Here is a 13,140-nt window from a genome sequence, read left to right as displayed (position 1 = left end):
GCTATGATGAACATCAGCGCCCAGTCTCAGCCGGTTTCCCCCGGTAGGGACTTCGGAATCAGTTCTTGCGCTGGGCACAATCTACGGATTCAATAGAAGGTGGTAGACGTCACGATAAGGTCGCGAGAACGAAGGAGCCCTCTGTGAGCCAGAAATCCCGAGCGGAACGCGGGGGCGGGCCTCTGCAACTGGACTACCTCGCCAAGCGCATCATCGAGCAGCTGCAGGAGGACGGCCGCCGCAGTTACGCCTCCATCGGCAAGGCAGTCGGACTGTCCGAGGCCGCGGTGCGGCAACGCGTCGGGAGACTGGTCGACAGCGGAGCCATCCAGATCGTAGCGGTCACCGACCCGCTGCAACTGGGATTCTCGCGTCAGGCAATGCTCGGAGTGAAGGTCGCCGGGGACGTCAGCGTCGTCGCCGACCAGCTGACCGCGATTGACGAGGTCGACTACGTGGTGATCACGGCCGGCGGATTCGACCTCATCGTCGAGGCGGTGTGCGAGTCAGACTCGGACCTGTTCCACCTGATCAACGACCGGATCAGATCGATCGACGGGGTCGTCAGCACGGAGACCTTCATGTACCTATCGCTTCGCAAGCAGAAATACGACTGGGGGACCAGATAACCATGGCGGATATCGCATCCGAGACCCTGCAGCAGCAGGCTCGCGACCACTTGTGGCTGCACATGTCCAACCACAAGGAACTCGTCGACGGCGGGCAGGTGCCCGTCATCACCCGCGGCGAGGGCCACCTGATCTACGACGACAAGGGCAAGGAGTACATCGACGGCCTTGCCGGTCTGTTCGTGGTCCAGGTGGGCCACGGCCGGGAGGAACTGGCGAAGGTCGCGTACGAGCAGACGAAGAAGCTGGACTTCTTCCCGCTGTGGTCCTACGCCCACCCGAGCGCCATCGAGCTGGCCGACCGGCTCGCCGGATACGCCCCGGGCGATCTGAACCGCGTGTTCTTCACCTCCGGCGGCGGCGACTCCGTGGAGTCGGCGCTCAAGCTGGCCAAGAACTACTTCCTCGCCAAGGGCAAGCCCGGCAAGCACAAGGTGATCTCCCGCGCCACCGCGTACCACGGCACCCCGCACGGGGCGCTCTCGGTGACCTCGCTGCCGGGTCTGCGCAACCAGTTCGCCCCGCTGGTGCCCGGTGCCCGCAAGGTGCCCAACACCAACTTCTACCGCGCGCCCGAACAGTTCTCGGGCGATGAGAAGGCGTTCGGCCGCTGGGCCGCCGACCGCATCGCCGAGGCGATCGAGTTCGAAGGCGCGGATTCCGTGGCCGCGGTCTTCCTGGAGCCGGTGCAGAACTCCGGCGGCTGCTTCCCGCCGCCGCCCGGATACTTCGAGCGCGTGCGCGAGATCTGCGACGAGTACGACGTCCTGCTGGTCTCCGACGAGGTCATCTGCGCCTTCGGCCGGGTGGGCGAGATCTTCGCCTGCAAGGACTTCGGCTACACCCCGGACATCATCACCTGCGCCAAGGGCATCACCTCCGGTTATGCGCCGCTGGGTGCGATGATCGCCTCGGAGAAGCTCTTCGAGCCCTTCGGCAAGGGCGGCGAGACCTTCTACCACGGTTACACCTTCGGCGGGCACCCGGTGGCCTGCGCGATCGCTCTGGCGAACCTGGACATCTTCGAGCAGGAGAAGCTGGTCGACCGGGTGCACGACAACGCCGGCGCCTTCCGCTCCACGCTGGAGAAGCTGCTGGACCTGCCCATCGTCGGCGATGTCCGTGGCGAGGGGTACTTCTACGGCATCGAGCTGGTCAAGGACAAGGCCACCAAGGAGACCTTCAACGACGAGGAGTCCGAGCGACTGCTCAAGGGCTTCCTCTCCAATGCGCTCTTCGACGCCGGGCTGTACTGCCGCGCCGACGACCGCGGCGACCCGGTCATCCAGCTCGCTCCGCCGCTGACCATCGGTCAGAGCGAGTTCGACCAGATCGAGCAGATCCTGCGCAGCGTCCTCACCGAGGCCTCCACCAAGATCTGATCGCCACCTCCGGACGGACGATTCTCGCGCATATACGCGCGGTACGCACCGGAAGGCGCCCGTGGCCATTGAGCGCCGCGGGCGCCTTCGCGTTCCCACGGCATCGTGGGGCCACCGGCTCACGAGGCTAGCCGCGAGCCCGGCGGGGTCCCCGAGCTGCCTTAGCCGGCCCGGCCGCACTGCCCCGCCGGGCCACGCGATGCGCACGTAGCCGCGCACGCCTGGTTCCGGGGGTGGAGGCAGAGCTGTGCGAGGATGAGAGCGCATCCGCGCCGCCCGCATGGGGCGGCGCAACCCATCACCAGGAGGAACGCACCGTGGCCACCTTCTCCGTCATCTACGACTACATCGACGACGAAGCGAAGCGGGACGAGCATCGTCCGGCGCACCGTGACTATCTGCGCTCGCTGCACGAGCAGGGCAAGCTCATCGTATCGGGCCCGCACCCCGGCACCCCGCCGAGCGCCCTCGTCATCATGAACGCCGCAGACGCCGAGGAAGTCACGCGGCTGCTCGATCAGGACCCGTTCTGGACCGAGGGTGTCATCGCCGAGCGCACCATCCGCGAGTGGGACATCGTCATCGGCAGCCTCGGCGGCTGAACGCGCCGCGCTGTCGTTACGCGCCCTTACGTCGTCACTGCGCTCTTACGTCGCCACTCTCCAGGCCCGGGCGACGACGATATAAGCGCGCAGCGACGACGTAAGGAGGCTCGTCCGCCTGGCCATTCTTCGCTCCGGGCGCAATGGCAAACCCGCCAGCGTTATCCACAGCCAGTGGCCAAGGGTCGCGCGCCACCGTCGCGGTAAGCGAACGTAAAGGGCATGCACGAGCAGCCGACAGTAGTCTCGCGAAACGAACTCCGCCACCTGGGCATGAGCGAGCACGCCATCGACGCCGCGGCGCGAAGGTGCTGCCTGCGGCGAATCCGAACCGGCTGGTATCTCGTGTTCGATACCTGCGGGATCCTTGACCACAACCCCGTCGCAGCTCTGGCGTCCTCCCCAACGCTCAAGCAACGCTCGGCTCAGATGCGCCCGTGGGAGAAGAACGCCCTGCTTATCCGAGCAGGCATGCTCAGCCGGGTACATGAGCTTCCGCCAGGGACCATCTTCAGGCGACGAAGAGGCGAAAGAGGGCCTGGAGTGCGACGGCATCGGCAAGTATGTCGCACCGGGCACAGACCCCGAAAAGGCCATCGCCGCGGAGAAGCGGCGCGAACTGGCGTTGCGCTACGAAGGATGGACGGTTCACCGCGTCCTATGGAGCCACCTCGACAGTGCCGCATACCTGAGACGGCTTCTCGGCCGCTGAACGGCGCTTCCTCGCCTTTCGAGTGAGCTCGTCTATTGGGCCGTGCGCGTCGTTGCTGAGCTCGGGCCCCCGGCGTGCGCGCGGGCCGGCAGACCCCCTTAATGAGCTGCGTCGTCACCCGTGCATGTCGTCACCTCGTCGCGCGCCTGGCGAGGTTGTTAGCTCGTCACTGCGCTCTTACATCGTCGTCGCGCTCTTATATCGTCGTCGCCCGGGCCTGGAGAGTGACGATCTACGGGCGCAGCAACGACATAGGGAGACTCGTCCGGGTCAGCGGTACCCTTCGAGGACGTTGCGGCGCCGGGTCTCCCCCGTGATGGTGAACAGCGAGATGATCGTGCCGATGTACAGGAAGCCGAGCGTGATCAGGAACAGGAACCCCTTGAGATACTTCCCGATGTAGAAGTACTGCAGCCCGGCGATGAAGAAGAACCCGATGATGGTCAGCACCAGGGCGAGGCCGGGATCCTTGGGCGGGTTGGCGGGCATGGTCGTCCTCCTCGTCGTGCAGGTTCTTCCAGGGTAGCCCTTCAGCCGCCGGCCGCTATGCGCGCGTCTTCGCCGGAGCGCCCCGGGACCTCAGTCGGTGAAGACCACCGTGCGGGCGCCGTTGAGCAGCACACGGCGTTCCGAATGCCAGCGCACCGCCCGGGCCAGCGCAGCGCATTCGGCGTCCCGTCCGGCCAGCGCGAGGTCCTCGGCGCTGTGCGCGTGATTCACGCGGAACACCTCCTGCTCGATGATCGGTCCCTCGTCAAGGTCCGCCGTGACGTAGTGCGCCGTCGCCCCGACGAGCTTCACTCCGCGTTCGAACGCCTGGTGGTAGGGCCGTGCGCCCTTGAAACCGGGCAGGAACGAGTGGTGGATGTTGATCGCCCGCCCGGCCAGATCGGCGCAGAGCTCATCGGAGAGGATCTGCATGTACCTGGCCAGCACCACCAGATCGATCCGGTACTCGTCGACGATCTCCCGCACCCGTACCTCCGCCTGCGGCTTCGTCTCGGCGGTGACCGGGATGTGCACGAACGGGATCCCCTCGGCCTCGGCCAGCGGCGCCAGGTCCGGATGGTTGGAGACGATGACCGGCACCTCGACCCGCAGCGCCCCGGTGCGGATCCGGTACAGCAGGTCGTTCAGGCAGTGGTCGAACTTGGAGACCATGATGAGCAGGCGCATGCGCTCATCGGCGTCAGAGAGGTTCCAGTCCATGCCGTAGTTGTCCGCGAGCGCCTGGAACGCCGAACGCAGTGCCAGCACGTCCACCGGGCGTTCGGCGCGGGCCTGCACCCGCAGGAAGAAGCGTCCGCTGCCGGGGTCGTCGAACTGCTGGCTGTTGACGATGTTGAGCCGGTGCGCCACCAGGAATCCGCTGACCGCGTGCACGATGCCGATCGTGTCCATGCAGGAGAGCGTGAGCACGATCTCCTCGGCCTGTCCAGGCTCCGCGGCACGGCCCTGTTCCCCACTACGACCCTGGCCCGCAGTCGCGGCCGGCCCGCGGTCCCCTCCGCCCATAGCGGCACCGCCGGTACCGGGGCCACCGGGCCGGGCGCCCGGCGCAGGGGTGCCGGTGCCCTGGCCAGCGGGCTTTCCGGCCGTCGATGCGGGGGTCTGTGACATGTCGCGCTCTCGGTCCACCTGTCGAGGGTAGCTCGTTGTGGCCCGGCCGCGCACGGCGGAGAGGGTCAGCCGCACGCGGCGTGACCGGTCACCGCCGCGAAGCGCCGTCCTGGCCCCGGACAGCGTCGTCAGCTGAAAGCGGCGTGACCGGTCAGCGCGCGGCCGAGGATCAGCGTGTGAACCTCGTCGGTGCCCTCATAGGTGCGCACCGATTCGAGGTTGTTGGCGTGCCGCAGCGGCGAGTAGTCCAGGGTGATGCCGTTGCCGCCGAGCATGGCGCGGGCATCGCGGGCGATCTCGATGGCGGCACGGACGTTGTTCAGCTTGCCCACCGAGATCTGGACCGGGTCCAGGGTGCCGGCGTCCTTGAGCCGACCGGTGTGCAGCGCCACGAGCAGACCCTTCTGCAGTTCAAGCTGCATCTCCACCAGGCGGCGCTGGGTCAGCTGGAACGCGGCGATGGGGGTGCCGAACTGGCGGCGCTCGGAGGTGTACGCCAGGACCTCTTCCAGGCAGTCCCGCGCCGCACCGAGGGCACCCCACATGATGCCGTACCGGGCCTCGTTCAGGCAGGAGAACGGACCCCGGTACCCGGTGGCCTCCGGCAGCCGCAGCGAATCCGGGATCCGGACCTCGTCGAGCTCGATCTCGCACTGGACGGAGGCGCGCATCGACAGCTTCGGCTCCAGCACCCGCGCGGTGAAGCCTGGGGTGTCGGTGGGCACGATGAACCCGCGCAGACCCTCGTCGGTCTTGGCCCAGATGATCGCCAGCTGCGCGATGGACGCCAGGCCGATCCACCGCTTCTCACCGCTGATGATCCAGTGGTCGCCGTCACGGCGGGCGTAGGTGACCATCCCCGCCGGGTCGGAACCCGCCTTGGGCTCGGTCAGGCCGAAGCAGCCGATGATCTCGCCACGCGCCATGCCGGGAAGGTACTGCTGCTTCTGCTCCTCGCTGCCGAACTTGTGGATGGCGCTCATCGCGAGCGAGCCCTGCACCGAGACGAACGTCCTCAGGCCGGAGTCCCCGGCTTCCAGCTCCATGCCCACCAGGCCGTACTCCACGGCACTGCGTCCCGGGCAGCCGTACCCGTCCAGGTGCATGCCCAGCAGCCCGAGGCGACCGAGTTCGGGGACGATCTCCACCGGGAAGCGGGCGTCCTCGTACCACTGGGCGATGTTCGGGCGGATGCGCTCGTCGACGAAGCGGCGAGCGGTGTCACGGACGGCAAGCTCGTCGGACGTCAGCTGGGCTTCGATGCCCAGCACGTCGATCCGGCGTCGCAGCTCGTCCCGGTCGGCGGGAGCGGCCGGGGCCTGGGTGTTCTCGGTCGGGGCGACTGTCACAGTGCGGCCTTTCAGTTCCGGGCATGACGTCTCGTCCGTTCATGCCGACAAAATGTGACGCGAACAACGCGAACGCCTCCGATCCTACCGCCCGGCTCTGACGCCGACGGCGGTAGGCACCTCCCGCGCCGCCCGGGCCCGCAACGCCAGCCGGGCCCGCAGCATTGACCGGTCCCGGGCGATACGGGACAGCTCACGACCGGTGCAGGACGAGCGCCGGCGCGGCAGGGCGAGCACCAAGCAAGCCGGCAGGGCACTGGGGCGGCAGGGGCAAGCACCAGGACCGCAGGACGCCGGCGCGGAACGAGCACTACAGGAGCAGCGCCCCCGGAGGGCGACAGAGCACCGGTAGCAGGGTGAACACAAGGACGGCGGCCCCGGGAAGGCGGAACCAGCGCCCGGAGGGGACGGCGACCCCGGGGAGGCGAGGCGAACGCCCGGAGAGGCAGAACGCCGGGGAGGCAGAGCACCGGGGAGGCAGCTCACGTGGATGGCAGGGCGCCGTTACAGCGAAGCGAGACGGGCGGCGAACCGGTCCAGGGCATGCGCGCCGTGCAACTCCCCCGGCAGCATCGGCAGTTCGGTCAGCGGCACGCCGGGCAGGGCGGCCGTGAGCTGCGCCAGGATGCCCGTCTCGATCTCGTGCCGGCCAGCCAGGAGCCCGTCCGCTCCAGCGGGCGTGCGCCGGTTGCACACCAGGGCGCCGATGCCCATGCCCGCCTGACGGAGCTGCGCGGCCAGCTCGACGCTCTCCTGGGCCGGCATCCGTTCCGGGGTGAGCACGATGACGAAGGACGTGTGCTCGTGATCCCGCAGCGTCTCGCGCAGCGCCGTCAGCCGCGCCCGCCGGTCGTCGAGCACGGCGCGGATGCGCGCGTCCCGCGCGGCTTTCGCATCGCCTCCCAGCGCCCCCAGCGCGGCGCCCAGGCGTTCGGAGCGGGCCCGGTTGCGCAGCAGGCCGCCGGTCCAGGCGGCCATCGCCTCCGGCAGCACCATCAGCCGCGCCGTGTGGCCTGAGGGCGCCGTGTCGAAGACGACCAGGTCATAGTCCCGGGACCCGTCGGCGATCAGCTGCGCGATCCGCTCCAGGACCGCCGCCTCATGGGCGCCGGGGGCATGCCGCGCCAGTTCGATGTGCCGCCCGATCTCCCGGTGCAGGTGCTCCGGCATGAACGACCGCAGATTCTCCTCAACGGATGCCAGATGCTCCCTGCTGGCCTGTTCGGGATCCAGTTCGAGGGCGTCCAGGTTCTCCCGCAGCCGCACCGCACGTCCGCCGATGCGCTGTTGCCAGAGATGGCCCAGATTGTGGGCCGGATCAGTGGAGACCAACAGCACCCGGCCGCCCTCCCGGGCACGGGCAAGGGCGACGGTGGAGGCCACCGTCGTCTTGCCCACGCCGCCCTTGCCGCCGAGGAACAGCACCCGCCGGCGGCGGGCCAGCTCTAGCAGCATGCCACCTCATCCAGCGGGGAGCGGTCCATTCCCATCCGCCGGTGCCAGTCGTGGAATTCCTCGTAGACGACCGGCAGCAGTTCCAGCGTGTAATGCGACGCCGGGTTCGGCACGCCGAGGGCCTCGGAGAGCACCAGCATGGTGAACAGATCGTCCTGGTCCCGCTTGGCGCGCGCGAGCGTGCGCCGGTAGGGGGCCGCGTAGAACTCTCCGAGGCCGTCGGATATCCGCCGCAGCAGGCCGTCAGCGGCCATCCGCACCCGCCTGCGCCGCGACGGCGACATCCTCGTCCTCCGGTTCCGGGGGCTGATTCCGGACCCGGTTGAGCGTCACGGCGGCCTCGATGATCACCCAGATCGCCGCGATCAGGATCACGATGCCCATGCCCAGCAGCAGCCAGTTGCCCTGACCGTAGAAGGTGCCCAGCTGCACCACCAGCGCCGAGACCGACATGACGAGCACGAACATGAGCGGCAGCAGCACCGGCAGGAACGGCCGGCGCTTGCGCACCAGGATGACGGTGATGATGGACAGCGTGAGAGCGGCCAGCAGCTGGTTGGTGGTGCCGAACAGCGGCCAGATGATCATGCCGCCCTCGCCGCTCGGATCGGCGCCGAAGGCGAGGCCCAGGCCGAAGAGCAGCACCAGCACGGTGGCGATGAGCGGCTTGAGCTTGAGGCCCATGAGCTCGCCGATCTCGGAGATGATGTACCGCTGCAGCCGGACGCTGGTATCCATCGTGGTGGCGGCGAACAGCACCGCCATGGTGGCCAGGACGGTCGCGGACAGCGATTCGGGGATGGCCAGGCCGTTGGAGAGGACGGTCCCGCCGGCGGCGACGAATGCGCCCGCGCCACCCTCGTTGAAGGCGTGGTAGACCTCTTCCCAGTCGGCGAGGGTCTGGAACCCGGCGGAGACGACCAGCAGCGTGACGAGCGCCAGGAGGCCTTCGCCGACCGCGCCGAAGTACCCGACGAAGCGGGCGTCGGTCTCCTTGTCCAGCTGCTTGGAGGACGTACCGGAGGAGACCATGCCGTGGAAACCGGAGATCGCGCCGCAGGCGATGGTGACGAACAGCAGCGGCACGATGCCGGGGGTGTCCGGCGGGGTGTTCTGGTTGATCATCGGGGCCACCATCGTCGGCGCCGAGAGGAGGATGGCCGCGTACAGCAGGCCCAGGCCGATGAACAGCTGCAGGCCGTTGATGTAGTCACGCGGCTGCAGCAGCATCCACACCGGCATGAGCGAGGCGATGCCGGCGTAGATGAACAGCACGATGATCCAGAACGCGCTGGCCGACAGGCCCATGATCGTCTCCGGCAGCACGATCGGGAAGCGGTCGCCCAGCAGGATGAGGCCGTAGAGCGCGACCACGCCGGCGATGGAGACCACAGCCAGGTTCCAGCGCAGCTTGTAGATGGCCTGGCCGATCAGCAGCGCCACGACGATCGCGCCCCAGGTGGGGATGACGGCGCTGGGCTGGCTGACCAGGAGACCGGAGATGACCACGGCGAACACGGCGTTGACCATGACCAGGAGCAGGAACATGATCGCCAGGAACAGATTGCGTCCGCGCGGTCCGATGTAGCGGCCGGAGAGGGTGCCGATCGACTGGCCCTTATTGCGTGCGGAGGCCCAGAGCGCACCGAGATCGTGCATGCCGGCGAAGAACACGGTGCCGAGGGTGACCCACAGGAAGGCCGGGCCCCAGCCCCAGATGATCGCGACGGCGGGACCGACGATGGGCGCCGCGCCTGCGACCGAGGTGAAATGGTGTCCCCAGAGGACGAACTTGTTGGTCGGGATGTAGTCGACCCCGTCCTTGAACTCATGGGCAGGGGTGCGGTGGGTGGCGCTGAGGCGATAGACCTTCTTGGCCAGATAGCGGGAATAGACGAAATAGCCGGCGAGGATGATCGCCAGGCCTACGAACATGAGAACCACTGCATTCACGGGGGTGACCCTTTCCTGGTGGTGGGACGGCATCGTCCCGATCGGGCGTCATTGCCTGAATCTGTGCGCGAGCCTAACAGCGGGCACGGACACCGCGGGGAGCGTGCAGGGCGTCCTGCGGTAATCGCTGCCATTTTGTTATCTGTGTCACACGTCGCCGCGGCGGTGTCACGGTTCCTCCTCCGCCTCCACGGATGGCGCTGACGGCGCTGATGACAGTACCGGCGGCGCGCGGCGGCACCGCGGTTCAGCCCCTCAGCACGCGCACGACCCCGCGGGGCAGGTCGCCGTCGAGCCACGCGCGGCGCTCCCACTGGCGCGGATAGCCGAGGGAGGCCTCGATGTGCCGGACGCCGTCGATGCGCTCGGTCACTGGGATGTGCAGATGGCCGTAGACGACGGCCTCTGCCCGGTATCGCGCGGGCCAGTCGGCGGTCGCCTCGGTCCCGCACCAGAGGGCGAACTCCTGCGCCCACAGCCTCCTGGTCGGCCGGCGGACGAGCGGATAGTGGTTCACCAGGACGGTGCGGACCCCGGCATCGGCGGCCGCGGCGTCCAGCCGCTGACGGGTCGCCTCCACCCGCGCGCGAGACCATGCCTCCCGGCTCGGGTACGGGTCCGGATGGAGATAGATCTCATCGGAGCACGCTGCCCGCGCCCGGCGCGCAGCGGCGATCGCCTCGTCTTTCGTGCCGGCGCCCGGCGGGAGGAAGGTGTAGTCGTAGAGCAGGAAGAGCGGCGCGACGAGGTACCTGCCCTCGCCGCCGTCCCAGACCGGATAGGGGTCCTCGGGCGTGGTGACCCCCGCATCGCGCAGCGCCGCGACGAAGCGCTCGTACCGGGCGGCGCCGCGTTCGCGCACCGGATCGCCCGGCAGCGTCCACAGCTCGTGGTTCCCGGGTACCCACAGGACCCGGTCGAAGCGCTCCCGCAGGCCGGCCAGCGTGCGCACCACGTCGTCGAACCGGTCGGCGACGTCGCCGGCGACGATGAGCCAGTCCCCCGGACGTGCCGGGCGCAGGTCCTCGGCGATGCGGCGGTTGGCGCCGTACCGGGTGTGCAGATCGCTGATGGCCAGCAGATCGCCGGCGCGCTCGGACGAGGACGACGGCGACGGTGAGGTCTGGCCGGCGGGCGGCGCGGAGGGGGTCACGCGGTTCAGAGACCGGTCTCCACCGGGAAGCGGCGCCGCTGGAGCTCGCGGACGAGTTCCTCGCGTACGCGCAGGAACTCCGCGCTGGAGCGTTCGTCGTTGCGGAACAGCACCGGCAGGAAGGTGCGGCCGTGGATGTCGCGGGCACCGGCATCGGCGCCCGCCCGCACCAGCGTCAGGCACGCCCCGACGTTGCGGACATTGGCGGCGGTGTGCAGCGGAGTCCGCCCGGTGGCCGGATCGGCGCTGTCCAGCTCGGCACCCGCGTCGATCAGCAGACGCAGCGCGGCGGCGCGGTCGTGGAGGACAGCGCCATGCAGCAGATTGCCGAAGCTGCGGAACGGGGCATCGGCCAGGGAAGGATCGTGCTCGAGCAGGACCGCGAGGTTCTCCGTGGCGTCCCGCAGCACGGCGTAGGCCGGCACGCAGAAACCGCCGTTGAGCTCCTGACTCTGCGCGCGCGGGTCCGCGCCGGCTTCCAGCAGCAGCCGCACCGCCTCCGGCGAGGAGAACTCGACGGCGTAATGCAGCGGGGAGATGCCGGTGCGGCGCGGGTCTGCGTCGTTGCCCACCGCATCGAGATCCGCTCCGGCCTCCAGCGCGGCGGTGATGGCCGCGCGGTTGGACTTCTCGGCGGCGCGCAGCAGCTCCACGACGCGTTCATCGTCGAAGTAGCGCCCGCTGGGGTGCCTGCCCGGAAGCAGCCGGTACCCCGCCGCGCCGACGGCCAGGGCGAGGAGTCCCATCCCCCAGGCCCGGTTGAGTCTCATCGTCTGCTCCTCTCCACTGGCACAGCCTACCGGCGCATGGCGGCCAGCGGGGCCTCGCGAAACAAGGAGAACAAGGAACCGCGCCGGGATGCGGCAGATCTGGAACGATGGAGGCATGCAGAACGCCGCAGTGGCGCCCGCCGGCACCGGGACGACAGAGGCGGTCGACGCTGTGAGCGATGGGGCCGTCGATGCGGTGGCTGAGGCGGCGGCCGCGGTCGATGTGGTGGTGATCGGCGCGGGGCAGGCCGGGCTCTCAGCGGCGTATCACCTGCGCCGCCGCGGCCTGGTCCCGCTGCGCTCGGCTACCGGCCGGGGCACCTTCGTGGTGCTCGACGCCGAGGCGGGCCCGGGCGGCGCCTGGCAGCACCGGTGGCCGTCCCTCACGATGGCCAGCGTCAACGGCATCCACGACCTGCCGGGCATGCACCAGCCGGAACCGGATCCGCGCAGCCCCAGCCGCCAGGTGCTGCCGGAGTACTTCGCCGCCTTCGAGGAGCAGTTCGAACTGGCCGTCCGCCGGCCCGTCCGGGTGCACGCGGTCCGGCGCGCCGGCAAGCGCGCCGGTCGTCCCGCTGGGTCCGCTGATCGTCCCGCTGGGTCCGCAGCACCTGCGGCGGAAGGGGGCGAAGGCCGCGCACCCGGGCAGGAGCCCGGCCGGTTGCTGGTGGAGTCCGACCACGGGGTGTTCGCCGCCCGTGCCGTGGTGAACGCCACCGGCACCTGGAGCAAGCCGTTCTGGCCGCGTTATCCGGGGCAGGAGACCTTCCGGGGCCGGCAACTCCACGTGGCGCAGTACGCCTCGGCCGCGGAATTCGAGGGCCGGCGTGTGGTGATCGTCGGCGGCGGGGTCTCCGCGATTCAGCTCCTGGACGAGATCTCGCGGGTGACGGAAACGCTCTGGGTGACGCGGCGCGAACCGGTATTCAGCGAGGAACCCTTCGACGAGCCGCGGCGGATCGCCGTGATCAACCGCATCGCCGAGCGCACCCGGCAGGGGCTCACCCCGGAAAGCGTCGTGAAGGCCACCGGGCTGTTCTGGACGCCGTGGGCACGGGCGGCGCAGGCGCGCGGCGCGCTCGTCCGGCACCCCATGTTCAGCCGGATCGAACCGGACGGCGTGCGGATGCCCGATGGCGCCTTCGAGCCGGCTCAGGCGATCCTGTGGGCCACGGGGTTCCGGCCCGCGCTGGACCATCTGGCGCCGCTGGGCCTGCGCGTGCCGGGTGGAGGCATCCGCGTCGACGAGACCCGCGCCGTGGACGAGCCCCGGCTGTTCCTCATCGGCTACGGACCCTCGGCCTCCACCGTCGGCGCCAACCGGGCAGGCCGGCGGGCGGCGACCGTCATCGTGCGCGAACTGCTGGCTCCGGCACCCTCGTAGCGCCTGAGCGGTACAGATTCCGCCCCCCGGTGGCGCCCGCCGCGGCGCGCCGTTCGTGACGGGCAGCGGCGGTGAGCCCCGCAGCAACCCGCTGCGCATGGCCGCCGGCCTCGCGAGTTCACGGAGGCTCC

General features: G+C 69.4%; 13 protein-coding genes. 5 read left to right on the top strand and 8 right to left on the bottom strand.

Going from position 1 to position 13,140, the window contains the following annotated elements; all coding sequences use genetic code 11:
• Positions 1 to 143: 143 nt before the first annotated feature.
• The 4 genes from IEW13_RS08280 (at position 144) to IEW13_RS08265 (ending at position 3,325) form a co-directional block, all read left to right on the top strand.
• The gene (locus IEW13_RS08280) at positions 144 to 629 is read left to right on the top strand and encodes an Lrp/AsnC family transcriptional regulator (protein WP_188550477.1); all 486 of its coding nucleotides are present in this window, start codon (positions 144 to 146) and stop codon (positions 627 to 629) included.
• Between the two features lie 2 nt (positions 630 to 631).
• Positions 632 to 2,011, top strand: a complete 1,380-nt coding sequence (locus IEW13_RS08275) for an aspartate aminotransferase family protein (RefSeq protein ID WP_188550476.1) — start codon at positions 632 to 634, stop codon at positions 2,009 to 2,011.
• Positions 2,012 to 2,328: 317 nt separating this feature from the next.
• Complete coding sequence (locus IEW13_RS08270) at positions 2,329 to 2,613, top strand: YciI family protein (protein ID WP_188550475.1); 285 nt, start codon at positions 2,329 to 2,331, stop codon at positions 2,611 to 2,613.
• Between the two features lie 487 nt (positions 2,614 to 3,100).
• Complete coding sequence (locus IEW13_RS08265; protein WP_188550474.1) at positions 3,101 to 3,325, top strand: hypothetical protein; 225 nt, start codon at positions 3,101 to 3,103, stop codon at positions 3,323 to 3,325.
• A gap of 270 nt (positions 3,326 to 3,595) precedes the next feature.
• Here the strand turns inward: IEW13_RS08265 and IEW13_RS08260 are convergent, their stop codons facing one another.
• The 8 genes from IEW13_RS08260 to IEW13_RS08225 all read right to left on the bottom strand — a co-directional run bounded on the left by IEW13_RS08260 (position 3,596) and on the right by IEW13_RS08225 (position 11,625).
• Positions 3,596 to 3,814: a TM2 domain-containing protein gene (locus tag IEW13_RS08260; RefSeq protein ID WP_188550473.1), complete on the bottom strand. Its 219-nt coding sequence runs from the start codon at positions 3,812 to 3,814 to the stop codon at positions 3,596 to 3,598.
• Positions 3,815 to 3,904: 90 nt separating this feature from the next.
• A complete protein-coding gene (purU, locus tag IEW13_RS08255; RefSeq protein WP_268235181.1) occupies positions 3,905 to 4,945 on the bottom strand; it encodes a formyltetrahydrofolate deformylase in 1,041 nt (346 codons plus the stop codon).
• Between the two features lie 128 nt (positions 4,946 to 5,073).
• Complete coding sequence (locus IEW13_RS08250) at positions 5,074 to 6,222, bottom strand: acyl-CoA dehydrogenase family protein (protein WP_373283563.1); 1,149 nt, start codon at positions 6,220 to 6,222, stop codon at positions 5,074 to 5,076.
• Between the two features lie 576 nt (positions 6,223 to 6,798).
• Positions 6,799 to 7,749 (bottom strand): ArsA family ATPase, encoded by a 951-nt coding sequence (locus tag IEW13_RS08245; RefSeq protein WP_188550472.1) that lies wholly within the window; start codon positions 7,747 to 7,749, stop codon positions 6,799 to 6,801.
• Entirely contained in the window at positions 7,740 to 8,003 is a 264-nt protein-coding gene (locus tag IEW13_RS08240; RefSeq protein WP_188550471.1) for a cory-CC-star protein, read from the bottom strand. Before IEW13_RS08240 ends, IEW13_RS08245 begins: the two co-directional genes overlap by 10 nt.
• A complete protein-coding gene (locus IEW13_RS08235) occupies positions 7,993 to 9,702 on the bottom strand; it encodes a carbon starvation CstA family protein (RefSeq protein WP_188550470.1) in 1,710 nt (569 codons plus the stop codon). Before IEW13_RS08235 ends, IEW13_RS08240 begins: the two co-directional genes overlap by 11 nt.
• Positions 9,703 to 9,949: 247 nt before the next feature.
• Positions 9,950 to 10,855, bottom strand: coding sequence for a metallophosphoesterase family protein (locus IEW13_RS08230; RefSeq protein WP_188550469.1), 906 nt, complete (start codon positions 10,853 to 10,855; stop codon positions 9,950 to 9,952).
• Positions 10,856 to 10,860: 5 nt separating this feature from the next.
• Positions 10,861 to 11,625: an ankyrin repeat domain-containing protein gene (locus IEW13_RS08225; protein ID WP_188550468.1), complete on the bottom strand. Its 765-nt coding sequence runs from the start codon at positions 11,623 to 11,625 to the stop codon at positions 10,861 to 10,863.
• A 115-nt stretch (positions 11,626 to 11,740) separates the two neighbouring features.
• On the opposite strand from IEW13_RS08225, the gene IEW13_RS08220 reads away from it, so the two are divergent.
• A complete protein-coding gene (locus IEW13_RS08220) occupies positions 11,741 to 13,009 on the top strand; it encodes an FAD-dependent oxidoreductase (RefSeq protein ID WP_188550467.1) in 1,269 nt (422 codons plus the stop codon).
• The last annotated feature ends 131 nt before the right edge of the window (positions 13,010 to 13,140 follow it).

The sequence above is a fragment of the Sediminivirga luteola genome, assembly GCF_014639315.1.
In the GTDB taxonomy this organism is placed as follows: domain Bacteria; phylum Actinomycetota; class Actinomycetes; order Actinomycetales; family Brevibacteriaceae; genus Sediminivirga; species Sediminivirga luteola.
Note: the sequence above shows the minus strand (reverse complement) of the source record. Positions and strands in the feature narration are given on the sequence as shown.